Annotated in this window: 25 protein-coding genes; 13 read left to right on the top strand and 12 right to left on the bottom strand. The window is 63.7% G+C overall.

Going from position 1 to position 26,605, the window contains the following annotated elements; translation table 11 throughout:
• Entirely contained in the window at positions 1 to 822 is an 822-nt protein-coding gene (locus tag CH305_RS03815) for a class I SAM-dependent methyltransferase (protein WP_094702792.1), read from the bottom strand.
• Between the two features lie 136 nt (positions 823 to 958).
• On the opposite strand from CH305_RS03815, the gene CH305_RS03820 reads away from it, so the two are divergent.
• Positions 959 to 1,846, top strand: coding sequence for a DUF5996 family protein (locus CH305_RS03820; RefSeq protein WP_032376299.1), 888 nt, complete (start codon positions 959 to 961; stop codon positions 1,844 to 1,846).
• Between the two features lie 120 nt (positions 1,847 to 1,966).
• A complete protein-coding gene (locus CH305_RS03825) occupies positions 1,967 to 3,319 on the top strand; it encodes an MFS transporter (RefSeq protein WP_094702754.1) in 1,353 nt (450 codons plus the stop codon).
• 90 nt (positions 3,320 to 3,409) lie between these two features.
• Here the strand turns inward: CH305_RS03825 and CH305_RS03830 are convergent, their stop codons facing one another.
• The 4 genes from CH305_RS03830 to CH305_RS03845 form a co-directional block, all read right to left on the bottom strand.
• Positions 3,410 to 4,852: an acyl-CoA desaturase gene (locus CH305_RS03830; RefSeq protein WP_094702756.1), complete on the bottom strand. Its 1,443-nt coding sequence runs from the start codon at positions 4,850 to 4,852 to the stop codon at positions 3,410 to 3,412.
• Positions 4,853 to 4,876: 24 nt separating this feature from the next.
• Positions 4,877 to 5,974: a ferredoxin reductase gene (locus CH305_RS03835; protein ID WP_179278173.1), complete on the bottom strand. Its 1,098-nt coding sequence runs from the start codon at positions 5,972 to 5,974 to the stop codon at positions 4,877 to 4,879.
• 98 nt (positions 5,975 to 6,072) lie between these two features.
• On the bottom strand, positions 6,073 to 7,569 hold the full coding sequence (locus CH305_RS03840) for an FAD-dependent oxidoreductase (protein ID WP_094702760.1): 1,497 nt from the start codon (positions 7,567 to 7,569) through the stop codon (positions 6,073 to 6,075).
• 39 nt (positions 7,570 to 7,608) lie between these two features.
• Positions 7,609 to 8,514, bottom strand: a complete 906-nt coding sequence (locus CH305_RS03845) for a diiron oxygenase (protein WP_179278174.1) — start codon at positions 8,512 to 8,514, stop codon at positions 7,609 to 7,611.
• 151 nt (positions 8,515 to 8,665) lie between these two features.
• Between CH305_RS03845 and CH305_RS03850 the strand changes: the two genes are divergently transcribed.
• From CH305_RS03850 to CH305_RS03885, 8 genes are all read left to right on the top strand, one after another.
• The gene (locus tag CH305_RS03850; RefSeq protein WP_094702764.1) at positions 8,666 to 10,189 is read left to right on the top strand and encodes an adenylate/guanylate cyclase domain-containing protein; all 1,524 of its coding nucleotides are present in this window, start codon (positions 8,666 to 8,668) and stop codon (positions 10,187 to 10,189) included.
• A gap of 113 nt (positions 10,190 to 10,302) precedes the next feature.
• Positions 10,303 to 10,968 (top strand): HAD-IA family hydrolase, encoded by a 666-nt coding sequence (locus CH305_RS03855; protein WP_032405698.1) that lies wholly within the window; start codon positions 10,303 to 10,305, stop codon positions 10,966 to 10,968.
• A gap of 25 nt (positions 10,969 to 10,993) precedes the next feature.
• Positions 10,994 to 12,205 carry a sedoheptulose 7-phosphate cyclase gene (locus CH305_RS03860; protein WP_032405697.1) on the top strand — a complete coding sequence of 404 codons (1,212 nt, stop codon included), beginning with the start codon at positions 10,994 to 10,996 and terminating at the stop codon, positions 12,203 to 12,205.
• Positions 12,202 to 12,996, top strand: coding sequence for an O-methyltransferase (locus CH305_RS03865; protein WP_094702766.1), 795 nt, complete (start codon positions 12,202 to 12,204; stop codon positions 12,994 to 12,996). Before CH305_RS03860 ends, CH305_RS03865 begins: the two co-directional genes overlap by 4 nt.
• Positions 12,993 to 14,279, top strand: coding sequence for an ATP-grasp enzyme (locus tag CH305_RS03870; RefSeq protein WP_094702768.1), 1,287 nt, complete (start codon positions 12,993 to 12,995; stop codon positions 14,277 to 14,279). The genes CH305_RS03865 and CH305_RS03870 overlap by 4 nt, the downstream gene beginning before the upstream one ends.
• Positions 14,279 to 15,301 (top strand): hypothetical protein, encoded by a 1,023-nt coding sequence (locus CH305_RS03875; protein WP_037172607.1) that lies wholly within the window; start codon positions 14,279 to 14,281, stop codon positions 15,299 to 15,301. Before CH305_RS03870 ends, CH305_RS03875 begins: the two co-directional genes overlap by 1 nt.
• A complete protein-coding gene (locus tag CH305_RS03880; RefSeq protein WP_094702770.1) occupies positions 15,298 to 16,050 on the top strand; it encodes a TauD/TfdA family dioxygenase in 753 nt (250 codons plus the stop codon). The genes CH305_RS03875 and CH305_RS03880 overlap by 4 nt, the downstream gene beginning before the upstream one ends.
• Before the next feature lie 50 nt (positions 16,051 to 16,100).
• A complete protein-coding gene (locus CH305_RS03885) occupies positions 16,101 to 16,826 on the top strand; it encodes a YoaK family protein (protein WP_052058707.1) in 726 nt (241 codons plus the stop codon).
• A gap of 14 nt (positions 16,827 to 16,840) precedes the next feature.
• Here CH305_RS03885 and CH305_RS03890 read toward each other — a convergent pair whose 3' ends face one another.
• Entirely contained in the window at positions 16,841 to 17,455 is a 615-nt protein-coding gene (locus CH305_RS03890) for a TetR/AcrR family transcriptional regulator (protein ID WP_052058708.1), read from the bottom strand.
• Positions 17,456 to 17,535: 80 nt separating this feature from the next.
• Between CH305_RS03890 and CH305_RS03895 the strand changes: the two genes are divergently transcribed.
• Positions 17,536 to 18,468 (top strand): DAPG hydrolase family protein, encoded by a 933-nt coding sequence (locus CH305_RS03895; protein WP_256983516.1) that lies wholly within the window; start codon positions 17,536 to 17,538, stop codon positions 18,466 to 18,468.
• Here CH305_RS03895 and CH305_RS03900 read toward each other — a convergent pair.
• From CH305_RS03900 to CH305_RS03910, 3 genes are all read right to left on the bottom strand, one after another.
• A complete protein-coding gene (locus CH305_RS03900) occupies positions 18,465 to 19,040 on the bottom strand; it encodes a hypothetical protein (RefSeq protein ID WP_032405692.1) in 576 nt (191 codons plus the stop codon). The genes CH305_RS03895 and CH305_RS03900 overlap by 4 nt on opposite strands.
• Positions 19,041 to 19,068: 28 nt before the next feature.
• Positions 19,069 to 20,004, bottom strand: coding sequence for a pirin family protein (locus CH305_RS03905; RefSeq protein WP_094702772.1), 936 nt, complete (start codon positions 20,002 to 20,004; stop codon positions 19,069 to 19,071).
• A gap of 80 nt (positions 20,005 to 20,084) precedes the next feature.
• Positions 20,085 to 20,426 carry a GNAT family N-acetyltransferase gene (locus CH305_RS03910; RefSeq protein ID WP_032405690.1) on the bottom strand — a complete coding sequence of 114 codons (342 nt, stop codon included), beginning with the start codon at positions 20,424 to 20,426 and terminating at the stop codon, positions 20,085 to 20,087.
• A gap of 216 nt (positions 20,427 to 20,642) precedes the next feature.
• On the opposite strand from CH305_RS03910, the gene CH305_RS03915 reads away from it, so the two are divergent.
• The gene (locus CH305_RS03915; protein ID WP_032405689.1) at positions 20,643 to 21,884 is read left to right on the top strand and encodes an acetyl-CoA carboxylase biotin carboxylase subunit family protein; all 1,242 of its coding nucleotides are present in this window, start codon (positions 20,643 to 20,645) and stop codon (positions 21,882 to 21,884) included.
• Positions 21,885 to 21,925: 41 nt separating this feature from the next.
• Positions 21,926 to 23,929, top strand: coding sequence for a hypothetical protein (locus tag CH305_RS03920; RefSeq protein ID WP_094702774.1), 2,004 nt, complete (start codon positions 21,926 to 21,928; stop codon positions 23,927 to 23,929).
• Between the two features lie 118 nt (positions 23,930 to 24,047).
• On the opposite strand, the gene CH305_RS03925 is transcribed toward CH305_RS03920, so the two are convergent.
• The 3 genes from CH305_RS03925 to CH305_RS03935 all read right to left on the bottom strand — a co-directional run bounded on the left by CH305_RS03925 (position 24,048) and on the right by CH305_RS03935 (position 26,605).
• Complete coding sequence (locus CH305_RS03925; RefSeq protein WP_037154081.1) at positions 24,048 to 24,281, bottom strand: DUF2945 domain-containing protein; 234 nt, start codon at positions 24,279 to 24,281, stop codon at positions 24,048 to 24,050.
• Between the two features lie 62 nt (positions 24,282 to 24,343).
• Entirely contained in the window at positions 24,344 to 25,348 is a 1,005-nt protein-coding gene (locus tag CH305_RS03930) for an alpha/beta hydrolase family protein (RefSeq protein WP_256983517.1), read from the bottom strand.
• A gap of 99 nt (positions 25,349 to 25,447) precedes the next feature.
• Positions 25,448 to 26,605: an RNA polymerase sigma factor gene (locus tag CH305_RS03935; RefSeq protein WP_094702798.1), complete on the bottom strand. Its 1,158-nt coding sequence runs from the start codon at positions 26,603 to 26,605 to the stop codon at positions 25,448 to 25,450.

Genomic DNA, 26,605 nt, shown 5'->3' on the forward strand with positions numbered 1-26,605 from the left:
TTACTTGCGCGCGACGATCGTGAAGTTGTCGGCCGAGCTCGTCTCGGTATCGGCCGCCACGATCGAACCGTCGTCGGCGAAGATCTCCACGATCGTGAAACCGGCACCCGACACCAGCGCCCGCACGTCCGACAAAGTGGTGAAGTGCATGAACGGCGCGAAATCGTGTGCAGCGAGCGGAGCGACGGCCCAGGATCCACGATCGTCGACGCGGGATCTGGCCGACCACCAATTACGGACGCTGCGAACGACACCGGCAGGATCGAGCAGCCTCCGCCCGATTGCCGTCACTGCCCGTTTCGGCGAGAAACTGAATCGCTGCGTAGGCCTGCTCAGTTGAAACGGCTTCTCTCCGAACGACGGTCCGTTGCGGTTGAGGGTGGAGAACACCAACACTCCGGGATCGGCCAGTAGGCGACAAAATTCTGCGAGTACGCGGCCCCGCTCCTGGTGGGTGACGGTGTCTATTCCGTTGTTGCTGAACACGATCAGGCCGAACTGGCCGTCGACGAAAGCCGTCAGACTGCGCGCATCGGCCACATGCGCCTGCAGGTCCGGGAAATTTCGACGGAACGCATCGATCATGTTGGGCGCGTAATCGATCGCTACATAGCGATCGCTCACGAGTCGGAGCAGAGCCGTGGTTCGCCCGCTGCCGACGCCGACGTCCAGCACCGGTGTTCCGCGCGCAACCGAGGCCGCAGCAACCAGCGCCGCCGCTTCCCCACGGTCGAGAAATCCATCGGTGGGGCCGGCGTACTCCTCATAGGCCGCGGCCACCCGAGCATTGTCGAACACATCCCGGTTGTGGTCTGTGGACATGCCGATCACCTCTTCTTCCCTGACCGCTGCCACACGCGCCTCGCCCCTGGGATCAGACGGTACCGGCGAATCCTGAGGCTCGCCTGAGGTAGCACATCTATGGCCTTCTCCCCGGCTGTGTGTGCATCATCGACGCATGACAACTTCGTACGACGCGTGGCCGGAACTTCCGATCGAGAGCTGGTCCGACACTCGCGACACGGTGCATCTATGGACCCAGATCGTCGGCAAGACCCGAATGGCACTGTCGCCGGCACTCAACCATTGGTGGGGAGTCGCGCTGTACGTCGATGCATCCGGACTGACGACATCGCTGATCCCACTAGGCGACCGCGGGCTCGAAATTCGTTTCGACTTCCTCGCCCACCGACTGGTACTGGCCACCACCGATGGTCAGAGCCGGACCATGAAGCTCGAACCCCGCACCGTCGCAGACTTCTTCGCCGAATACACCGACCTGCTCACGCAACTCGGGGTCGACGCGACGATCGTGGGAAAGCCTGTCGAACTGCCGCACGCCACCCCGTTCGCGGAGGACGTCGAACACGCCTCCTACGACTCGGAGGCGATGGAGAGGTTCTGGCGTGCCCTCGTCAGCGCACATCGCGTGTTCTCCGAGTTTCGCGCCGACTTTCGCGGCAAGTCCAGCCCCGTCCATTTCTTCTGGGGCGCTTTCGATCTCGCCGTCACGCGCTTCTCGGGTAGGTCTGCCCCACAGCATCCCGGTGGTGTTCCCAACTGTCCGGACTGGGTGATGCACGAGGCCTACAGCGACGAGGTCTCGAGCGCCGGCTTCTGGCCGGGCGGGGCAGCGGAGGGCGCGTTCTACGCCTACGCCTACCCGAATCCGGACGGCTACGACAGCCATCCGGCCGTCACTGCTCCCGCGTACTTCGATCGCGATCTCGGCGAGTACGTCCTCCCCTACGAGGCCGTGCGCACCGCCGAGGACCCCGATGCGCTGCTGCTCGCCTTCCTCGAGAACACCTACCGCGCCGCCGTCGAGACTGCCCACTGGCAGTAGATCGGAGAGAGGTGGTCGCCGTCCCCCCATCCGGGGGTATTCCGCGGGTGACCCGGATCACTACCGTTCGTCGCATTCGGTATCGCACATTCGCCCGATACCCGACAAAACGGAGGAACCATGACCGCTGTCTCGCCCGGAGATCCGGGCGTCTCGACGCCGACCAGACCGGCGGTGCAGTCCAAGACCAGTGTCGGACGGGTCGCTGTCGCCAGTGGAATCGGTACGACGATCGAGTTCTATGACTTCTTCATCTATGGAACCGCTGCCGCATTGGTTTTCCCGACCATCTTCTTCCCAGCGCTCGGCAATACGGCCGGCACCGTGGCCTCGTTCGCGACGTTCGCAGTCGCGTTCATCGCCAGGCCCGTCGGTGCCGTGCTGTTCGGACACTTCGGCGACCGCATCGGTCGCAAGAAGACGTTGATCTCGACGCTGCTGCTGATGGGGGTATCCACGTTCGCCATCGGCCTGCTGCCCGGTGCCGAAACGATCGGCGTGGCTGCTCCGATCATCTTGGTGCTGCTCCGGTTCGGGCAAGGGTTTGCCGTCGGCGGTGAATGGGCCGGCGCGACATTGCTGACGGCCGAGTACGCACCGCCGGGCAAGCGCGGCTTCTATGCGATGTTCCCCCAACTGGGACCATCGGCCGCCTTCATCTTCTCGAGCGCGACGTTCCTGGCGACGGGACTGCTACTGGGCGATACCAACGAGACGTTTCTGAACTACGGTTGGCGAATCCCGTTCCTGCTCAGCGCCGTCCTGGTACTCATCGGCCTCTACATGCGGTTGGCCATCGAGGAAACCCCGGTCTTTCGGGCCAACAAGCTCGCCGAGGAGCAAGCTCCGGCGACATCGGCACCGACCAAGCTGCCGATATTCGACGCGTGGCGTATCCAGAAGCGCGAAATCATCACCGCTGCAGGTGCATTGGCGTCACTCTTCGCATTCTTCTACATGGGGACCGCCTACCTGACGAGCTACGGCACCAAGACCCTCGGGTTCGACCGTCCGTTCGTGTTGGTCACCGGGATAGGCGCTGCGGTGATCTTCGGAGTCGCGATCGCGCTCTCGGCGACCTACTCCGATCGCGTCGGGCGGCGGCGAGTGATCATGGCGGCGTGCATCGTCGCGGTGCCGTGGTCGATAGCGCTGTTCCCGTTGCTCGACACGGGCTCACCGGAAGCGTTCGTGATCGGTATGTGCGTGACGCTCGCGATCTTCGGCGTTGCATACGGACCGACCGGCGCACTCCTCCCGGAACTGTTTGAGACTCGATTCCGTTATACCGGAGCAGGTTTGGGTTACAATCTCGCCGGAGTTCTCGGTGGCGCGATTCCGCCGATGCTTGCCGCACCGCTCACGGCCGCGTTCGGCAGCATCTCGATCGGCGTGATGCTGGCCCTGCTGTCGGTGCTGAGTCTGGTCTGCACCAAGCGATTGATCGAGACCAAGGATGTCGACATGGCGTGAGGGCCCACAACCCGACCGCCAACATCGAAGAACCGCGGCCACCCGGTGATCGGGTGGCCGCGGTTCTTATCGGCTCTCTACGGACGAAACTCAGTCGTCGCCACGGGGCGGCGGCTGAACATCGACCCCGCCGGAGTTGTGTTCCGGTCCCGCCGCAGGATGCTCTGCCGGCACGCGACCGCGAGTCTTGGCGGCCTCGCTGTCCTTGGTGGCACCCTCGGCGAACTTGCGACGCCAGCTCTCCTCGGGCCGGTAGGGGCCCGGCTTCGGCCGAACCTTGCCACCGGGGAAGGCCAATCGCGCGATGGTCCGCTGGACCATGCCCCACTGCTGGAAGAACGGTCCGGTGTTGTACGGCAGCTCGTAACGCTCGCAGATGTCCTTGATCTTGGGCGCGACGTCCGAGTACCGGGTGCTGGGCATATCCGGGTACAGGTGGTGTTCCACCTGGTAGCTCAGGTTGCCGCTCATCAGGTGGAACAGTGGTCCGCCGTCGATGTTCGCGGCTCCGACCAACTGACGGACGTACCAGCCACCGCGGGTCTCGTTCTCGACCTCTTCCTGGCTGAAGGTGTAGGCCTGATCCGGGAAGTGACCGCAGAAGATGATTGCGTTCGACCAGACGTTGCGGATGATGTTGGCGGTGAAGTTGGCGGTCACCGTCGAGAGGAACGTGCTCTCGACACCGCTGAGCCGACTGTCCAGCAGCGCCGCGGTCCTACGATTCTTGCCGAACCGAGCTGACCCACGCAGCTTGGACGCCAGCCGAGACCTCTTGCTCTCCGGCACACGACCGCCCGAGGCGAGCTGAGCCAACGCGAATGCTCCGGCACTGATCAGCGGCCAGCCCACGTAGTCCTTGACGAACTGCTTACGAGCCTTGACGCCGATGCCCTTGAGGTCCTCGACGAGTTCCTTGACCGGCTTCTCACCGCGGCGAATCGCCTCGATGTCGAGGTCGTGCAGAGCGACGCCCCACTCGAAGAAGGCCATCAGCAGAACGTTGTAGAACGGCTGGGCCAGGTAGACGGGACTCCACTTCTGACGTGGGTCGATACGCATGATCTCGTAACCGAGATCCTTGTCCTTGCCGCGAATGTTCGTGTACGTGTGGTGCACGTAGTTGTGCGAGTGCTTCCACGAGTTGGCGGTGGACGCGGTATCCCAGTCCCACACCGACGAGTGGATTTCCGGATCGTTCATCCAGTCCCACTGGCCGTGCATGACGTTGTGGCCGATCTCCATGTTCTCGAGGATCTTTGCGATCCCGAGGCATGCGGTACCGGCCAGCCACGCGGGCTTGCTGGTGGAACCGAGCAACAGCACGCGGCCGGCGACCAGCAGCTGACGTTGGGCTGCGATCACCGAGGTGATGTACTTCCGGTCCTTGTCACCGAGGCTGGCGTACACCTCGTCGTGAATGGCGTCGAACTCCTTGGCGAGTTCGGCGATCGTCTCGTCGCTCAGGTGCGCCAGCGGGTTCACCGGCTCATCGGTGTCGGTGACGCGCCTGGTGGTTTCGTCGATAGACATACATTCCCCTGTTCGAATGGAAGATCAGAGTTCGATTTCGATGTCGCCCTCAGCGGTGTTGACACAGATCCGAACCGCTTGCCCCGTAGGTTCGGAGATATCCCCGTTACGTAGGTCACGTAAACGCCCCTTCTTCAGGGTACCTACGCATGTGTGGCAGATGCCGATTCGGCAGCCGAACGTCAGATCCAGTCCGGCTTCCTCACCCGCGGCGAGAATCGTTGTGGCACCGTCGCATTCGACGTCCTTCTTGCTGTTGAGGAACTTGACGGTGCCGCCCTCACCAGCGTCGTTTCCGCCGCCGATGACCGGCTGAAAACTTTCGTAATGGAATCGATCCGACTCTCCCTGGTCCTTCCAGTACGAGCGCAGATCGTCCAGATGTTCGCCCGGACCGGAGCAGAACGACTCCCGCTCACGCCAATCCGGGACCAGTTCGTCCAGTTCCGACGCCTTCATCCGACCTTCGTCGCTGGTGATGCGTAGCTTCACCGTCAGCCCGTCGTGCTTGGCTTCCAATTCCTCCAGCGTGTCCGCGAACATCAACTGTTCACGGTTGTGCACCGAATGCACCACAACCACGTCACGGACCTGGTCGTGATGGTCGAGGGCGCGCAACATGCTGATGATCGGCGTGATGCCGCTGCCGGCGCTGATGAACACCATCTTGTCCGGAACCGGACTCGGCAGAGTGAATTCACCCTCCACCTCGCTGAGGCGAACGATATCGCCGGTCCTGATGGTGCCCACCAGATACGGCGAGACCGTTCCCGACGGCACCAGCTTGGGGCTGACGCTGACGAGACCGTCGACAGGGTCGGGATCGGATGTCAGCGAGTACGCCCGCCAGTGGTACCGACCGTCGATGAGTACTCCGAGTCGGACGTACTGCCCGGGCGTGTGGCCCTGCCACTCGAAACCCGGACGGATGTACACCGAGACGGCCTCCGACCCCTCGGGAACCACCCGCTCGACCTTCCCCCGAAGTTCGCGAGTGGTCCACAGCGGATTGATCATCGACAGGTAGTCGTCAGGCCGGAGCGGATTGAACAACGATCGGACTGCGCGCAGCATCGTCCGTCTTACAAAAGAAACCTGGGGCTTGGCCCCCCGTTCAGCCATACTCAACGGTAACTCCGAGAAGCTCGCCGTGCGTACGAATCGCGCAGACTCGAATCAGACTGCTACAGAATGCGAACAGAGCGGGGAGTTACCGCTGGTCAGCGCGCTCGCGAGACTCGATCGCCGAGAGCGGCGCTCACTTTGCCGTACCAACCGAGCGGACGAGCCGGGCCTCGTGTGGGGATGTCCGCGAGCAAGGCCTCGGCCGTTTCCTCTGCGTCGATCTTGTTGTCGCCGATGCCGCCCGTGGCACCCCGTTTGGCCCATCCGACCACATAGCTGCCCGGAACCGGAGTGCCGTCGGCAGCGGTGATCCGTCCGCCGTCGTTGCGAATGGTGCCGGTGATGTCGTCGAACGGGACGCCCGGTGACGGAGTTCCGCGATAACCGATCGCGAGCAGAACCAGCTCCGTCGACAGAGTGACCGCGTGTTCACCCACCCCCACCTCGATGGACTCCACCGAGCCGTTTCCGTGCAGGGCGGATGGTGCCCGCCCGAACGCGAAGACGATGCGACGCCCTCGAGCACGCGAGCCGAGATCGACGCGCTCGGCCCCGGCCAGCGCCGACGCCGAGGCAGACAGCGGCAATCGATCGATAGCGTCGACAATTCCGTCCGGTCCTGCCACCACCACGTCGACGTCCGGTCGATCGACCAACGCCTTGCACTCGGAACGCGTGAAGGCCGCGAACTCGGGGCCACGGCGCGCGAGAACAACGACCTCGGTGACGCGGTGTCGACGCAATTCGGCCAGTGCATGCGGAGCGATCTCGGTACCGTCGAGCCGGTCCGGGTCTGCGGTGAGGATGCGCGCTGCATCGAGTGCGACGTTCCCGTTTCCGATGACGGTCACCCGCTCGACGCCGGTGAGGTCGATCGCGTCGGCCGGGACGTCGGGATGCCCGGTGTACCAGCCGACCAGGGTGCGTGCGCTGACGGAATTGTCGAGATCGATACCGGGGATGTCGAGCGCTCGGTCCTTGTCGGCACCGACGGCGTAAACGACGGAGTCGAACTTTCGAGCCAACTCCACGTGATCGACGTCCTTACCGACCTCGACGCCGAGCTTCATCGTGACCCGAGGATGCGCGAAGATCCCCCGGAAGTGCTCACTGATGCGGCGGGTGCCGAGGTGATCGGGAGCGACGCCGTAGCGCGCGAGACCACCCGCGGTGTGCAATCGGTCGTAGAACGTGATCCTGGTGCCCGGCACCCGCAACAGGGCTTGCGCCGTGTAGCAGGCGGCCGGTCCGGTCCCGACGATGGCGATGCTGACCGGCGGCAGTTCGTTGACCGTCGACACCGGAAATTTGGGCTCACCCCACTCCGCTACTGCAGGCTTGTCGCGGTAGTAGTCGGCATTGATGTCGGCGTAGATCTGCTGATCCGGCGTCAAGCGGGACACGCGCGTGATCGCGTCCACCGGGCACGCGTCCGCGCAGGCCCCGCAGTCGATGCACGAGCGCGGATCGATGTAGAGCAGCTCGGTCTTGCCGAAATCCGGCTCGTCGGGCGTGGGATGAATGCAGTTGACCGGGCACACCGACAGGCAGGATGCGTCGTTGCAACAGTTCTGCGTGATCGCGAACGGCATGGGTTTCTCAGATGTCCTTCACGGCCTCGAAAAGAGTGGTCAGAGCATGTGCAGACGACGGTAGATCATCTCGGCCGGCTTGGTGACCAAACCGCAGTCGAGGAGAAATGCCATCAGATGCTCGCTCGAGGTGCGCATCATCGTGTGGTGATGAGCGTTGTTCTTCGCTTCTTTCACGGCGCGGTCGACATCGAGGCCCGCAGCTGCGTAGACCTCCTTGTTGACCATGTTCGACACGATCAGGCGGGCAGCGATCGCGACGACCAACGCGCTGGCCTTACGGCGAGCCGGGCTCTTCCCCTCGATGTCTTCACGCATCTGTGCGCGCGCGAAGGTCATGTGTCGCGATTCCTCGACGACGTGGATCTTGCTGGTGGTGCGCACGAGCGGCAACACGTTCTCGCCGCGCATCCAGTCGCGCTGCATGACGTCGAGAACTTCTTCGGCGACGAGAATGCCGCCGTAGGCCACCTCGGCCGATGCAAGAGCCTTGAAGCCACGGCCGAGTTCGATGCTCGATCGACGAGGCAGGTAGGCCTTGATGCCCATCTTCTGGCAGGCGCGAGCGAACATGATCGAGTGACGGCACTCGTCCGCGATCTCGGTGAGCGCGAACTGGAAGTCCGAGTTCGAGGAGTCCTTGCAGTACTGATCGCGCAGAACCATCTGCTGCAGGATCATCTCGAACCAGATGCCGGTGCTCATGATCGAGCAGACCTCGTGGCGAGTGAGCGTGATGCGCTGCTCCTCGCTCATCTCGTCCCACAACTTCGTGCCGTAGAGGGTGCTCCACTCCGGGTTGAGGCCGTAGAGGGAGGGATCGAGATCGGCCTCCCAGTCGACCTCCTCGGCCGGGTCGTACGAGAGCTGGGCGGCTGAATCGAGCAAACGCGCCGAAACATCCTCGGGCTGGAGAACGTCGTTCCTGGAGAGTGTGCTGGTCATCGCCGTCGTTCCTTTCATCGTCGAACAGGAGTGATTAGCTGTTACGGAGATTACCAGGTACTTGCCGACACAGATAGTCGCTCGGGCGAAATCTCTCCGATTCTTTTTCTGGCCCCTAGAGTTCGAGCGACCACAGAACGGAGATTCACCGGTGACCGCAGCTCTACGCGCCGCCCTCGACCGCACCCCGATGCGGCTCTATGCGGCGGGCATGGTCTCGGCCAACGCCATCGGCGCAGTCATCGTGTTCGTGCTGGCCCGCTTCATCCTGCCGCTGCCGGTCGGCTCCGAGGAGATCCTGTCCGATCGCAACTACCTGGCGTTCTTCGTGTATCTGCCGGTCGCGATCGGCATCGGGATCGTGCTCGGACTCCGCGTCGCCAAGCCGCTCGTGCTGTGGCTGCATACCGGCGGTACGCCGTCGGAGGACACCGCGATCGCCATCGTGCGACTGCCGCTGCGTCAGCTCGGTGTCCACGTTCTGCTGTGGGCCCTTGGCGTCGCCGTGTTCGTGGCGGTCAATGCGTCGGCAGGCGCCGCGTTGTCGATCATCGTCGCCATCGCGGTCAGCTTCGGCGGGTTGGCGACCTGCTCGTTGGGCTATCTGGTTGCCGAACGAACGCTCAGGCCGGTCACCGCCGCGGTGATGGACGTCAGTGAGGTCACCGACACGGTCGCGCTCGGCGTCAAGCTGCGTGTCGTCCTCATCTGGGTATTGAGCACGGCCATCCCCATTCTGGGTCTCGGTCTCATCGGGCTCGGCAGATTGATCGACACCGTCATCCCACCCGAGGTCGACCTGTCTCCCGCGATGGTGTCGCTGTCCGCTATCGCCCTGGTCGTCGGATTCGGCGGCATGTTTCTGGTCGGACGCTCCGTATCGGACCCGCTACAGCAGGTCAGCTCCGCCATGCAACGCGTCGAAGCAGGGGCGACGGACACCCGCGTCGACGTCTACGACGCTTCCGAGATCGGCCGTTTGCAGAACGGGTTCAACAAGATGGTGGTCGGTCTCGACGAGCGCGAGCGACTGCGTTCTCTGTTCGGCAGGCACGTGGGCCACGACGTGGCGCAGCGGGCATTGGCGAGTGCTCCACGCCTCGGCGGCGAGAACAGGACGGTCGCCGTGCTGTTCATCGACCTGGTGGGTTCGACGGCGATGGCCGAGCGGGAGTCCGCGGAGGCAGTGGTCGATACTCTCAATCGGTTCTTCGCAGTGGTAGTCGAGCACGGCGAACGTAACGGCGGCTTCGTCAACAAGTTCGAGGGCGATGCCGCATTGCTGATCTTCGGCGCTCCGGTCGATCACCCCGATCCCGCCACGGCGGCACTGCGCACCGCACGCACCCTGGCCGTCGCCCTCGCCTCCGACGGCGGCTTCGAAATCGGCATCGGCGTGACGTACGGGCCGGTCATCGCAGGCAACATCGGAGCCGAATCCCGCTTCGAGTACACCGTCATCGGCGACACCGTCAATCAAGCGGCCCGGCTCACCGATCTCGCGAAAGACGACCCGAACACCGATGTGCTCACGTCGTCGGTCGTGCTCGATCACGCAACCGCGGGTGAGAGGAAGCACTGGAAAACAGGTGGCTCCGTGACGCTGCGTGGACGCTCCACACCGACGGTACTGGCCGCACCCGTCCCTCGGCACGGACCGCCCGCCACACCGTAGAAATTCGAAGGTTTCCCGTTCGGTGCCGATGGGGCATACCCCCCGAACCAACTCACCCATCGCGCATGCCGAGACATTGACTGGTACAACGTCTCTCGCTCCGAAAGGCACCCATGTCCGCAATTCTGTTCGGCTCGATCAGCACGCTCGTCGACACATCCGAACTGCAACGTCGCTCGTTCAACGAGGCCTTCGCAGCCCATGATCTGAACTGGAACTGGTCTCGTGAGGACTACCGTTCCATGCTCGGGTCGAACGGTGGTGCCGACCGGATCAGCGAATATGCGTCCGATACGGGCACCGAGGTCGACGCGGCCGCAGTGCACGCCACCAAATCGGAGATCTTCCAACGGTTGATCGGCGAATCCGACGTGAAAACGCGTCCCGGCGTTGCCGATACGATCGACTCCGCCAAGGCGAACGGCATCAAGGTGGGCTTCGTGACCACCACGTCCCGCGACAACATCGATGCATTGCTGGCGGCCCTGAGCCCGGAGCTCACCGCCGACTCCTTCGACGTCATCGTCGACGCATCCTCGGTGGACGCAGGCAAGCCCGATCCCGCGTCCTACGAGTTCGCTTTGAAGACGTTGGGCGAGAACGCATCCGACAGTGTGGCCATCGAGGACAACGCCGGCGGCGCGGCGGCGGCAGCAGCCGCAGGCATCACGTGCGTCGCATTCCCGAACGAGAACACTGCAGGCACCGAGTTCGGCTCGGCCACCGACACCGTCGATGCACTCGATCCCGAGCGCGTGCGCGCTCTGATCTCAGCCTGACCCTTCATCCACCCCAGGAGTAATTGTGAGCAATCTTCAGGCCCAGGTAGTTGCCGGGGACAGGTCGTTTCGCGTCGAGGGATACGAGCGCATCGAGTACGACCTGATTTACGTCGACGGTGTCTTCGCCCTCGAGAACACCGAATTGGCCGACAGCTACCGTCCGTACGGACGCGCGCTGATGGTCGTCGACGAGTCGGTCCACGAGATCTACGGGGACCGAATCCGCGCGTACTTCGATCATCACGACATCGCGCTGACGGTGGTCCCGGTACAGATCAGGGAAACCGCGAAGTCGCTGGAGACCTTCGAGCGCATCGTCGGTGAATTCGACGCCTTCGGCCTGGTCCGCACCGAGCCGGTCCTGGTGGTCGGTGGTGGATTGACTACGGACGTAGCAGGTTTCGCATGCGCCAGCTACCGACGCAACACCCCGTACATCCGCATTCCGACCACGTTGATCGGCCTGATCGACGCGAGCGTGTCGATCAAGGTTGCCGTGAACTACGGCAAGCACAAGAACCGGCTCGGTGCGTACCACGCATCACAGAAGGTGCTTCTCGACTTCTCGTTCCTCGGCACGCTGCCCGAGGACCAGGTGCGCAACGGGATGGCGGAGCTGATCAAGATCTCCGTCGTCGGCAACCTGGAAATCTTCGAGATGCTGGAGCAGTACGGCCCGGAACTGCTACGTACTCGCTTCGGCCACCTCGACGGGACACCCGAATTACGTTCGGTGGCAGATCGTTTGACGTACTCGGCCATTGCGACGATGCTCGAGCTCGAGGCTCCCAACCTGCACGAGATCGACCTCGATCGCGTCATCGCCTTCGGCCACACGTGGAGCCCGACGCTCGAGCTGACGCCGCCCGCTCCGTTCTTCCACGGTCATGCCATCAATATCGACATGGCACTGTCGACGACTGTCGCCGAACAGCGAGGCCATCTGTCCAGTGCCGACCGTGATCGAGTGCTGGGCGTCATGAGCAGCATCGGACTGGCGCTCGACAGCCCCTACCTGACACCCGAGTTGCTCTCGGAGGCAACGGCATCGATCCTCAAGACCCGTGACGGAATTCTGCGCGCCGCAGTACCCGACCCGATCGGCACCTGCCGTTTCCTCAACGACCTGGACGCGAACGAGCTGGCCGATGTGCTGACCTTGCACAAGAAGATCTGCCTCGACTTTCCACGCGCCGGCGAAGGCCTCGACATGTTCACCGCACCGACGCCGTGACTGCGCAGCCGCGACCGGTCACCCCGACGACAATCCTGGCCCGCGAGCTCGGCGAGATTGCCGCGCTACTCGACGCCGGGGTGACCGACGAGCTGACCACCCGTGTGCATCGGGCCCGCGATCTCGCGGCGGGACTCGACCCGTATCTCGACACCTGCACCACCTCCGAATCTGCGGCTCTGGCCACGTTGGCGTCGCGGACCCGCTCTGCGGACTGGAGATCACGTGACGTGGTCTCCGGTTCCGGGCCCCTGGAGATGGAAATGCTCTCCGGCCATGTGGAGGGACGCTTCCTGGCGTTCCTCGTACACATGACCCGGGCGACGCGGGTGCTCGAGATCGGCATGTTCACCGGTTACTCGGCGCTGGCGATGGCCGAGGCGCTGCCCGCAGGCGGCGAGGTCGTCGCCTGCGAGGTGGATCCGTACGTGGCCGAGTTCGCGCAGTCCTGCTTCGCGGAATCGACTGCAGGATCTGCCATCACGGTGCAGGTGGGTCCTGCGCTCGACACCTTGCGCGGACTGGACGGGACGTTCGACCTGGTGTTCATCGACGCCGACAAGACCGGATATCGCGCCTACGTGGAGTATCTGCTCGAGAGCGATCTGCTCTCCGACGGTGCCGTGATCGCCGTCGACAACACTTTGCTGCAGGGGCAGCCCTACACTGCACAGCCGAGCGAGAACGGCCGGGCTATCGCTGAATTCAACGACTACGTCGCCGACGACCCTCGCGTGGAACAGGTTCTGATTCCTCTGCGCGACGGCGTGACGCTGATCCGGCGCACATGATCCGCACCGTTGCAGCACTGATCGGCCTCACGGCCACCCTTCCCCTCGATCTTGCGGTGGTGGGGGTGGCGGCGCTGCGCGGTACCCGGCCCGCCACCCATCGAACCCGTTCACCCAGAACAATTCTGATCAGTGGCGGAAAGATGACCAAGGCCCTGCAACTCGCCCGATCCTTCCATCTCGCCGGGCATCGGGTGATCCTGGTGGAGTCGACGAAGTACCGCTGGACCGGACATCGTTTTTCTCGCGCTGTCGATCGCTTCCATTGCATTCCCGATCCAGGTGATCCGGGATACGCGGAGGCCCTGCTGGACATCGTTCGCCGCGAAGGGGTCGACGTCTTCGTGCCCGTCGCAAGCCCGGCCGCGAGCATTCACGACTCGGACGCACGTACGCTCCTCGATGCGCACTGCGAGGTGATCCACGGCGACGCGGACGTCGTGCGAATGGTGGACGACAAGTCCCGATTCTCCGAGCACGCAGCGTCATTGGGACTGCGTGTTCCCGACTTCCGACGCATCACCGACCCCGCCCAGATCGACGAGTTCGAGTTTGCGCCGGGTCGTGAGTACATCCTCAAGCGAATCTCGTACAACCCGGTCGGCCGAATGGATCTGACGCGGTTGTCGGCGCACACGCCCGAGCGCAACTCCTCGTTCGCCCGGAGCCTGCACATCACCGAGGACGACCCGTGGATCCTGCAGGAATTCATCGCCGGACAGGAGTACTGCACACACGGCACGGTGCGCGAAGGTCGCCTCCAGGTGTACGGCTGCTGCGTGTCGTCTGCCTTCCAGGTCAACTACGACATGATCGACAAGCCCGAAATCCTCAGCTGGGTACACACATTCGTCTCCTCGCTCGATACCACCGGGCAGCTGTCGTTCGACTTCATCGAGTCCGCTGCCGACGGCCGGGTCTACGCCATCGAATGCAACCCGCGCACCCATTCGGCCATCACGATGTTCTACGACCATCCCGATCTGGCCGCGGCGTACCTCGACGACGATCATCCGATGATCGTGCCGCGTCCGACGGCCCGGCCGACGTACTGGATCTACCACGAGCTGTGGCGTCTGCTCACCGAGGGCAATCGAGCATCTCGGCTCCGCACCATTTTTCGCGGCAAGGACGCAATCCTGACCGGCTGGGACCCGCTGCCGTACCTGCTGGTGCATCACCTACAGATTCCATCCCTGCTGTTGCGCAATCTCGCGGCGCGTCGCGGCTGGTCTCGTATCGACTTCAACATCGGCAAGCTCGTGGAGAACGGAGGCGACTGATGGCACTGTCGGTCCTGGTACTCGTCGGATCTTCGGTGGACGAGTTCCACTGCGATCTGTCTCGGGTGTACGCGGGGGGCTTCCTCGACGCGCTCGGAGACGATCCCGCGTACGAACTCGAGGTGGCTTTCGTCTCCCCGGGTGGGCTGTGGAGCTTTCCCGGCGGGATCGACTCCGCCACTGTGGCTGCGGCACCGCAGATGTCCTTGGCTCAGGCGGTGGAAGTCATGTCTGCGTGGCACTTCGACGTCATGGTGCCGCAGATGTTCTGCCTGCCCGGCATGACGACCTACCGCAGCCTGTTCGATCTCATGGATGTCCCGTACGTGGGCAACACCCCGGATGTCATGGCCATGACGGCGGACAAAGCGCTGGCCCGTGCCGTCGTCGCTGCTGCCGGAGTCGCCGTCCCGGCCGGCGTGGTGGTACGCAGTGGCGGCACAGTCGATCTCGAATTACCCGTCGTCGTCAAGCCCGTCGACTCGGACAACTCGATGGGAGTCACGCTCGTCGAGGACAACGACTCTGTGGCCTCCGCAATCCGCGACGCGCTGGCGTATTCGTCTGCTGCACTGGTGGAATCGTATATCCCGCTCGGACGCGAGGTTCGCTGCGGCATCATCGCGGTGGACGGCGAGCTGGTGTGTCTTCCCCTGGAGGAGTACGCCGTCGACTCCGTGCGCACGAGTGCCGACAAGTTGAATCGGACCGCGGACGGGGATCTGTACCTGGTCGCGAAACAGCAGACCAAAGCGTGGATAGTCGACACCTCTGATCCGATCACCGAGAAGGTCTGGGCGGCAGCACGATCGTGCTATCGAGCGCTCGGCTGCCGGCACTACGGGCTGTTCGATTTCCGCATCGATCCCGACGGGGAACCCTGGTTCCTCGAAGCCGGTCTCTACTGCTCGTACTCACCCTCGAGTGTGCTTGCGGTGATGGCCGCGGCAGCGGACATCACGATCGACCGCCTGTTCGCGCACTCGCTCCGGGAACTGTCGGTGAAGGAGTTGGCATCATGACGCTGGGAATCGAGATTCGCAGTCTGGATCTGGACTCGGCTTCGGTCGACGACATGCGAACGCAGCTGGCCGAATACGGTGTACTGATCCTGCGTGACCAACCGATGGGCGACCGACGCTTCATCGAGTTCCTTCGCCGGTTCGGTGATCTCATGTTCACCGAGGGTGAGACTCCGGTCCCGGGATTTCCCGACTTGAACGTCGTCAGCAACATCGGCCGCACCACGCCGCCGAAGTCGACGTTCCACGTCGATACGACGTACGTGCCGAATCCCCCCGCGTACACGGCATTACGAGCTGTGTGCGTACCGACAGCCGGCGGCAGCACACAGTTCAGCGACCAGTACTCGGCGTACGAGACGCTGCCTGCGGCAGTGAAAGAGAACCTGGCGGGGCGTACGGTGACGCATCGGGTGACCGGGGTGGCGTCGGACAGCGATTCCTCTGCCGAGCATCCGTTGTTCGCAGTACATCCGGTGTCCGGCCGCACTGCACTCGCGCTCTCGGCACCGGCCCGATGCGTCGCGATCAGCGGAATGAACTCCGAGGACACGCACGAGACCATCCGGTACCTGTTCGAGCACTCCACTCGAGCGGACAACGTGGTGCAGCACGCGTGGGCTCCTGGCGATCTGGTGATGTGGGACAACCGATGTGTGATGCATCGGGCCGACCACAGCGGGGTGGTCGGAAACAGGGTGATGCACCGCGGAATGATCGCGAATGTGGAGAACACGTCGGTTATGTGACCGACGACTCAAAGAGTTGCTGGTTCGCCCCACGCCCGGAGAATCGAGTCATGACTTCCCCTTTGTCGATCAGCCGCGAAACAGCCGTCGGCGCCGAAGCTCGCCTGTCCTGGATTCTTTCCGGACTCGCGGGGATGGTGGGCGCAGTGGCGTTCTTGCACTCCGCCGGTTATTTCGTGACCTTCATGACCGGCAACACCGAACGCGCTGTCGTCGGCCACTTCGGACACCCGGAGGGCAAAGAGGTTGCGCCAGGCGCTTCGCCGTGGGCTGCACTGGCCTTGATGGGGTCGTTTCTCGCGGGCGTGGTGATTTCCTCGATCTGCAGGCGGCGCTACTGGTCGAACCATCCGCACGGTGCGACTGTGTTGACCACCATCGCACTCGCCGCAGCCGGGACGATCGATATCGCCATCTCCGGTTGGTCGTCCGCAAACGTGAACTTCTACCCGATTCTGTTGGTGGCCTTCGCGCTCGGCGCGCTCAATACCGCATTCACGAAGAAGGAAGAGACGTACATTCCGCTCAGCTACGTCACCGGAACGTTGGTCAAACTCGGTCAAGGTATCGAGCGGCATCTGTTCGGGGGCGGGACACACTACGACTGGCTTTGCTACACAGCCCTTCTCGGGTCGTTCGCACTGGGCGGGGTGGTCGGCGCATTCATCGGCGTCGTCATCACCGGGCCGCAGGTCCTGCTTCTCACCGCACTGATCAGCTTCGGCGCGACGATCTTCACGTTCACCCACACCGAGCGAAAGTCACTGCTGGGCTGATGACGCGTGCGGCGCTATTCCGCAATCAGCGCTGACGATCCTACGATCGTTCGCAGCATCTGCTCCACCAGCGACCGGGGCAGGCGTGATCCGATGAGCACCTGTCGCTGAATCAAGCCCTCGATCATCACGACCAGTGTCTCGGCTTCCGCCTGCGGGTCCTCGGAGTCCAGTGACGCAACGATCCACTGGGCGAACGTGACGAATGCGCCGCGCTGAGTATCGAACAACTCGCGCACCTCGCGATCGTGCTGAGCCTCGCCGAGCATGATGGCCCGCGCAATCACCCGCTTGGCTGCGTCGCCCGTTGTCATCGCTTGGATGAAATCCACGATTCGGGTCACCACAACGTCCACGGTCAGGGGTTTCACGTCGACCAGACTGCCGAACGTAGCCCCGGCAATCTCGAAGTCGCGGGCGAACAGTTGCCCCAGCGCCAAGTGCAGCAATCGACTTCTGGTGGGCGCGTGGTAGTTGACCGAGCCCGGGCCGAGGCCGGCTGCTTCGTCCACCGCCCGATGCGTCAGCCCACGAAAGCCTTTGGTGGCCAGCACGTCGATCGCCGCTGTTGCGATCTCGTCGCGCCGCCGCACTCTGGATGCGTCGTCCTTGGGAGTGGCAGGACTCATACCGGGCAGTGTACTGACTGGTCGTTGACATGCCCTGAGCCCGCGACTTACTCTCAACACAAGTTGAGCATGGGGGACAAATGAACAGGAAACCGACACGGCGTCAGGTCGTCGTGGGGGCGGCAGTAGCAGTGACCGCAACCGTCCTCGGGACTGCCTCGAGGGCGGTCGCGGCACCGACGGTGGGGTCTACAGACGAATGCGGTGAGCGTTACCAGGGCTACCGCGACACCGACCGAGACCGGCCGTACGCCCACTACATGGCCGAGCACACGACTCCGGTGCCGACCGTGGTGGCCGATACCTACGCAGGCCCCCCGCTCTCACCCGACGCGGTACCCGGATTCGACTCGATCACAACCGATCTCGCTCCCACCGGGTATTCCAGGGTCGAGACCGGATACGGACAGAGAGCCGACGGGGTGACGTTCGTGGCGGTACGCACGGTGATGCCTCGGGTGACAGCGGCGATGTGGGACTGGTGGTTCGGATGGCATTCCACCGAAGCCGCTCGCTACAAGCTGTGGCATCCCGATGCCCACCTGTACGCCGCTCTCGCGGAGGATCGAACGGCACTCGACATACCCGACAAGGCCAAGTACGTCGGCAACACGACCTTCGTGGACGAGTACGTCGGGCCGAAACTGCAGCAACTGGGCATCGGTTTTCGTGACCCGATTGCGCACGGCTTCGACGTTCCCTCGGATCAGACGATCGTCTTCGGTCGAGTGGGAAGCTCCATCGCACCGGTGGACCTGGGGTGGCTGGCCCATCAGGTCAGACCCGTCGACGGTGGTGCCGAGATGCGCAGCCGCTTCCACCTGAACCTGCGCGGGTTGCACGTACCGGACGTGAAGCAGGCTGCGTGCGCCGTCCGCCGGGGAGCGTCCGTGGATCCGACCGACCTCGTACTCGGGCTCGATCTGGCCCGAGATCTGATGCTGCACTGCGGGCAGGAGATGAACCACCTCGCCGGCTTCCTGCCGGAGCTGTACGTCGAGTTCGGGAGCTAGTGCCCCAGAAACACCTTGGCCAACACGATCAGCGCAGCAACCGTGGCGGTGGCCAGCCCACCGAGAAGTGCACGGAAGGTCAACGGATTGCCGCGAATTCGCTCCGTGACCATCTGAATCGTGGCGATGCGCACCACGATGACACCGCCGGCCAGCAGTTCCGACCACTGTGCCGGAATCACCGACAACCAGCCGAGGGCAAGCATCAGCGCGGGGACGGTGCCGGAACTCAGGATCGGGACGGCATCACGTAGTTCCTCGACGGCCTTGAACTTGCGTTGCTCGTCGGTGGCATTTCCATGCGCCTCGGGTATTTGACTACTGGCCACGAAATCGGCGAACACGTGCGCCAGGAACGTCGTCCCTGCCGTAGCCAGAACCAAGACCGCAGCTGTTCCGTGCTCGATCGAGCCGGGCGTCGACGCCGCGACCGCCGCGAGGATCAGGATGTTTCCGTAGACGTAGGCAGAGAGCCTCCTGGCTGCCCGTGCGGGCTCGAGGGGACCGTCCGCACGGGTCACCAACCGGCGGTACAACCGGGTTCTACGAATACGGGGCTCGGCGTCGGTCATGCAGCAGATCGTTGCACGACCGGGGTGATCATCGGGTGGGCACGCCGAGCCGGCCGGCCTGGTAGTCCTCGAACGCCTGCAAAACCTCGGACTTGGTGTTCATGACGAACGGGCCCGCCATCGCAACGGGTTCCCGAATCGGCTTGCCACCGAGAACGAACACCTCCAGCGACTCCCCCACCGCAGACGCGGACATCTCGATCGTGTCGCCGCGGCCGAACAACGCCGTCTGCCCCATCCCGATCGGACGCTTCTCCGCACCCACTGTGCCCTCGCCCGCGAGAACGTAGACGAGTGCATTGAATTCGCGCTCCCACGGCAACGTCAGCGCCGCGCCCGGTGCGATCGTGCTGTGCGAGAGCGCAATCGGAGTGTATGTCGAACCCGGCCCCTGCAGACCCGCGATGTTGCCCGCAATGACACGAACCAGCGCACCGCCGTCGGGACTCGATGCCAAGGCCACTTTGCTACCGGTGATGTCCTGATAGCGCGGGTGCGCCATCTTGTTCTCCCGCGGCAGATTGACCCAGAGCTGAACACCGTGAAACAGCCCGCCGGACATCACCAGATGCTCCGGCGGGGCCTCGATGTGCAGAATTCCCCCACCCGCCGTCATCCATTGGGTGTCGCCGCCGCTGATGATGCCGCCGCCACCGTGAGAATCCTTGTGCTCCATGATGCCGTCGATCATGTACGTGACGGTCTCGAATCCGCGGTGCGGATGCCACGGCGTGCCTTTCGGTTCACCGGGCGCGTAGTTCACCTCGCCCATCTGATCCATGTGGATGAACGGGTCGAGGGACGACATGTCCAGCCCGGCAAATGCGCGGCGAACCGGAAAACCCTCGCCTTCGTACCCCGTCGGGGCCGTCGTGACGGACCGGACCGGCCGGGGTACGGCGGTGGCGTCGGGCATGGGTATGCGGGGCAACGCGAGGATGTTGTCGACCGTCACTGCGGGCATGGCTTCCCTTTCGGCAGGGTAGTTGACTCTGCAACTACTAATCGAGCTCAACCTACCGGGGCCCGACGGTATTCCCGCCGTCAGCCTTGCTGGTCAGCCAGCCACTGCCGAATCTCGTCGGTGGGCTGCTCGACGATGTCGTCGAATTCCGAGTGCTTGCCCACGAACGCCTCCACCAAGGGACAGATCGGGACGATGCGCTTGGCGTCCGCCCGGGTGGCGTCGAGTGCCTGCTGCACGAGAATCGTTGCCAGACCACGTCCGCCGTACGCCGCGTCGACCTCGGTGTGGAAGAAGATGCGGCGCGCATCCTCGTCGTCGACGAACTCGGTGAAGCCGACCTGTGTGCCGTCGACCGAGACGGTGAAACGATCTGCCTGCTGCGCGATCTCGACCTCGGCACCGGTTTTGTCGACCGTCATCTCGTGCTCCTCGTTCCTCGATGGCGCGAACCGCACCTGGTTGCTCACGATCGTGCACGATCGGCGGAAATCTGTCGATCGTGGCCGGTTCCGAACGCCTCGGTCCGCCGCATTCCCGATCGACAGTCGCATACGGGGGTGCCGACCGGCCGATAATGCCTCTGTACGGTGGAGCGAAGGACCTCGACCGATGAATCATCTAGGGGAAGGAACTTCATGGCTCAGCCAGACAGGCTGGAGAAAGACCCGAACAAGGGTTTCGTGGCCCTGCTGGGGTGGAGTTTGGCCGCGGTGGAAGCACTGGACAAGTTCGATCGGCGCTACGTCGTCGTCGCCCCGGAATGGGCCGAGGCGTACTGCACCGAGCACGACATTCCGTACCTACCGTGGAACTTCGAGCGACTCAACGATCGCTCACTGGAAATCGCCGAGACCCTGCAGGACAAGGGTGTCGATGTCGCGATTCCGTTGTACGAAGAGACAGTGGAGTGGGCCGGCGCCATCAACTCGGTGTTGCTCGGCAACCCACGCCTGTTCGGTCAGGCAATGCTGTTGCGCGACAAGTCCTTGATGAAGCGCCGCGCTCAGCTCGGCGGCATTCGGGTGGGCATTTTCGAAGAAGCCCACGACCGTGAGGACGTCATTCGATTCCTGAAACGTGTCAACCAGACGCTACTCAAGCTCGACGGCGATCCCAACGACCCGATCCATGTCAAGGCCTTCGACAAGGCCGGTTGCCTCGGCCACCGCGTCATTCGTACCCCTGACGAGGTCGACTCCATTCCCGACGAGGAATTTCCGGCGCTGATGGAATCGCACCTCGACGGCTGGGAGTTCGCCGTCGAAGCATGGATTCACAACGGCAAGATCAAGTTTCTCAACATCTCGGAGTACGTCACCCTCGGATACTCGGTGTTCGTTCCTGCGACACCCGAGCTGGAGAAGTACCGCGAGCAGATCACGGTGCAGATCGAGAAGCTGATCAAGACCTTCGACATCGAGTTCGGCTTCATTCACCCCGAGTACTTCGTCACCAGCGACGGCGAGATGTACTTCGGTGAAGTTGCTTACCGCCCACCGGGTTTCAAGGTCTTTGAGCTGCTCGAGCGGGCCTACGGGTTCAACGCGTACCAGGGCCTCGCATTGGCGTTCGACCCGAAGACCACCGAGGAGGAGATCGACGCCTTCTTCCCGCGCGAGGTCGTCGATGCGACCGGCGTGGCCGGATGCTTCGGCGTCTATCCACGACGACGCGTCGTCAGCCATCTGGAAATTCCGGAGGAGACGGCCGGGCACGATTACTACGAGACCAACGATCTGTCGGCACCCGTCGAGGAAACCGTCACCAAGAGAACAGCGTTCGGCACCCACTGGGGACTGCTGTACTTCTTCGGCGAAGATACCTATGTCATGCGTGACTTGCTGAAACATCAGGAAGAACTGGACTTCTACGTGTGAGGCAACAACTCGGCAACGACCACGAACCCACGACGCAGACGATGAACGACTCCGCACCGGTCGACAAGGCTCCGGTCGACAAGGCTTTGATGTCGAGACTGGCCCAACTCGACCACGCCACCGAGGCGTTGGCCGGTGCACCCGAGTTCAGTAAGAACACCAAGGTGCGGCGGGTTCTCGACGCGCTGCATCGAGTTCTGTTGCAGCCCGGTGGTTGTCATGCAATTCGTGAGCGCGCCGAGATGCTCGAGAATGCGGGGCTCTTTGCGGGCACCGATTGGGCGCAGCCGGACATTCTCGTTCCAGGATTCGTGGGGCCCAGCCTGCGCAGCGGCAACGACGACACCTTCGTGCTCGAGGCGACCAGCGAACTGCGGATGGTCGCGATCGTTGCGGGCGAGTACGAGCATGCTGCGGTCACCGCCGAGGATGCCCGTCGGTTCCTTTCTCAGGTCCTCGCGGTCAATCTCGACGTTCTGTTCACACCCCCGTCCGAGTCGGAGCGAGTTCGCCTCGGTCGTACCGCGCATCTGATCCGTGACCTGTTCGGGTACGTGGCCGGGCAGATCGGCTACGACAGCGTGCTCGACGAGTTGGTCGAGGAAATCTGGCGGATCCTGCGGCAACGCCCGATTCAGGTGGACACCATCAAGGACATGGTCACCCGCATCGCGATCTATCGCACCGACCCGACCGTCGACCTCGGCACCTCCGGGCAAGGCCTGGACCGCTTGATCACGGCCCTGTTCGGCACCACCGACGCGTGCCGAGAGGATCCGGGCGTGGAGGTGTACCGTTCGCGGCTCGAGGCGATGGACGTCGAGGCGCTGCAGTTCGAGGCCCGCGGATTCGCGCGAGCGATGCACGACACCGGACTCGTCTCGCCGTACCACGCGACGTTGACGCAGTACCTCGTCGATCACTACTCGTACGTTCTCCCCGAGGCGTTGGGACTGTCGGATACCGGTCGCACGTGTCTGACGCGCTATCCGGAACTGGTCCATCGCCTCATCGAGGAGACGGTGTACCCCGAGACCGCGCAGTGCCTGTACGGATTGGCACTGCTGCTCGATCGCGGGATTCTGCATCAACCGCCGATCGTGCCGTCGTTGTGGCGGCAGATGTCGCTGAAACTCGCACCCGCAGTGCAGGACAAGTTGAACACCACGTTCGGGCCGGTCCCGGCACCGGAGTCCCGCTTGCTGGGTGGACTGTTGTCGATGCTCGGGCAACCGCTCGGCGTCGGACAGGGCGACAACCCGACGTGCCAGTCGGCGCGGGCACTGTCGATGTGGGCCTACAACGATCCCGACTACCTCCTGCAGATGGTGGTGTGGGCGGCGCGTGACGAGGAAATCGTCATGCACTTCGAGGGGCAATCGATCTCGTCGACCGAGAGCGCCAGTGGAGTCGCCACATCGGACCCGGTGGATCTCGATCCGGTGTCACTGCTGCTGGTTCCGCACCTCGACCGCATCTACGCCGAGATGGTCAGGCGCTGCGCCGATCGCCCCGGCGATCCGCACCGCTGGGTCAACCCGGAGTTCCACGGGTGGTGGTCGGCTCGCGAGTTCCACATCGACGTCGACGTGGCCACCGGAAACATCGTCGACCTGGACGCATTCCTGCGGCAGTTCTACGCGGCGTATCACCCCGAGTACAACGGGCATCAGCCGCTGATTCATCCGCAGCCCGCCGGTGTGGCCGTAACCGACAGTGCTGCACGGTATGTGGGGTGGCACGCCATCACCATCCTGCGCGTGACCACCGACCCCGACGGCGTCATGCGGGTCTATTTCTTCAACCCGAACAACGACAGCGGGCAGGACTGGGGAGACGGCGTCGTGGTGGGAACGGCGGGCAACGGCGAACGCGCAGGCGAAGGCTCGCTGCCGTTCGACCAGTTCGCCTCACGCTTGTACATTTTTCATACCGATCCGCTCGAGAACGGCGAACCGGAGAGAATCCCCGCCGAGGACATCGATCGGATACGCGGCTACATCGAACGAAGTTGGGGCGCAGAACGATCGGTACCTCAGGCCTGAGTACTGCGCTGCGCCATCGAGATCCGCAAACGCGCGCGCGTTTGCCAAAAGCGCGCGAAACAGGCCGCGAATCCGCGCGCACTTGACGAATGCGCGCGCGTTTGCGTCTCGTGGTCGCTCAGTTCTTCTTGTCGAGCGATTCCGGCTTGTGTACTGCATCCTTGCCCGACTTATCACTCTCGACCCGGTATTGAGGTTCGTCCTTCGAGGCCTTCACGGTTCTGCCTGCGGCTTCGGTCTCGGAGGTGATCTTCTCCACCACCGTTCCCTCGGTCGTGGTTCCGTGGGTCTGCCATTCGACCTTGTCGCCCTTGTGTAGTTCCTTGTCACTGTTCAAGTCGTCTTTCGCCATGTTCGGGCGGTCCCTTCGTCGGTGGTGTCCATCGACGCGTACCCGCGAGAGCCTCGGCGCAATCACCTGGTTCCCAGAGCCGGTGCCAGCGTGGTGAACCAGGCTTCGCGTAGCTGATCCTCGAACAGCGGCCATGTGTGTGCGCCCTCGTCGCGCATGGAGACCGTGGCCGGCACATCGGCCTGGCGCAACGCGTCGACGAAGATGGACGTGCAGTAGTTCACCATCGCCTCGACCGCCATTCCACCGAATGGGGGAATCGCACCCTCGGGGATCCGGTCCACCGGTCCGGGAAGTCCGCGGGACGAGCTGACGTACACCGCGGTTCCGCGCAGTCGTTCGACGTTGAGCGACGGATCGTGGTCGCGCCATCCCTGGCTTCCGGGCAGACCCCACATGTTGAACGGGTTGTTGAGACCGCCGGCGATCATCGCCGAGATACCAGCGGTGGCAAGCGGATTCGACGGTGCCGGGCATCCGCTGAACGACGCGGCGGCGTCGAACACATCCGGGGCCTGGATCGCCAGATCCAGTGCGGGGCCACCGCTCATCGACAGTCCTGCCACACCGCGCCGACCGTTGGATCCGTAGGCGGCGTCGACGGCAGCAGGCAGTTCGCGAGTCAGGTAGGTCTGCCACATGTTGGAGCCCAGTACCGGATCGGGTGTCTGCCAATCGGTATAAAAGCTGAAGCGACCTCCGATGGGCGCGACGACCGTGACGTTCTTGTCGAGAAAGAACTGTTCGACGCCGGAGTTGTTGAGCCAACCCACACCGTCTTCGTTGCCGAGTGCACCGTTGAGCAGGATCAGGCTCGGGGCAGGTCCGCTTCCCGGCGAATGCAGAATCTCGTTGGAGATGACGCGATTCATGGACGGGGAGAACACGTTCAGCACTGCACGGGTGGCCGACACCTGATGGATCCCGACGGCTCCCGCGGCCGCGTCGGCCGATCCCGAGTTGCCCGGCAGGGCCTGGGCCGACGTTCCGGTCAGCAACATCGATCCCAGCACGGCAGCCGTCACCACCGCAGCGGATCGAGTTCGCTTCTTTCTCTTAAGTCCCACTGGCAACATCAGCACCATACGAGGGTCGCACGGATTCCGCTTTCTACCGCTAACGATCAGATTACGAAACCGATCGGTTCGTACGCTTGGTCGATGCCGTCACGGAGTCACAGCACGGATCCGTGCGGCCTGCAGAGTCAGATGGTGGCGCTCGGCCAACGAGGGAGCCGACTGCGCTGCGCGGGCGTACAACTGCGCGGCCTGCGTGAGGTCACCCGCCTTCTCGTGCAGATGCGCGGCCGCCGCAGTGTGCCTCGGGATCGTGGAATCGACCTCGGCCAGCGCCGCGAGCCCGGCGGCGGGGCCGTCCGCTTCCCCGACGGCCACCGCGCGGTTGAGCTGCACGACGGGGCTGTCGGTGAGGGCGACCAACTCGTCGTACCACTCGACGATCTGCACCCAGTCGGTCTCCTCGACTCGCATCGCGTCGGCATGCAGGGCGGCGATCGCCGCCTGGGCCTGGTACTCACCCAACCGATCTCGGGCCAGCACCGCCTGCAGAATTTGCACGCCCTCGGCGATCAGTGCTGTGTCCCAACGGGATCGGTCCTGATCGGCCAAGGGGATGAGTCGACCGTCGGATCCGGTTCGCGCCGCACGGCGCGCGTGGTGCAGCACCATCAGCGCCAACAGACCCGCCGTTTCCTCGTCGTCGGACAGTGTCGCCAGCTGCCGCGTCAACCGAATCGCCTCCGCCGCAAGGTCGACATCTCCGGTGTACCCCTCGTTGAACACGAGATACAGCACCCGTCGTACCGTGCTCAGGTCGCCCGGCGCGTCGAAACGCACATCACGCACCGCACGTTTCGCTCGGCTGATGCGCTGCGCCATGGTCTTCTCCGGCACCAGATACGCCTGGGCGATCTGGCGTGTCGTCAGTCCGCCGACGGCGCGCAGGGTCAGCGCCACCGCTGCCGCCGGAGTCAGCGCAGGATGCGCACACAGGAAGAACAACTGCAGCGTGTCGTCGACGCCGCCCACGCTCTCCGGTTCCGGCTGTGCCGCCAGTCGGTCTTCTCGATCGCGACGCGCCTTCTCCGAGCGCTGTCCATCGAGAAATTTTCGCCAGGCGACGGTGACGAGCCAGCCCTTCGGGTCGGTCGGCGCGTCACCTGCCCCGGTCGAGAGTGCCCACGTCGAGGTCGCCTGCACCAACGCCTCCTGCACTGCGTCCTCGGCCGACGCGAAGTCCGCTCCGCGGTGGACGAGGACGCCGATCACTGCGGGCGTCAGTGCCCGCAGCACTCCGGGATCCAT

The organism is Rhodococcus sp. 15-649-2-2, assembly GCF_002258645.1.
In the GTDB taxonomy this organism is placed as follows: Bacteria; Actinomycetota; Actinomycetes; order Mycobacteriales; family Mycobacteriaceae; genus Rhodococcoides.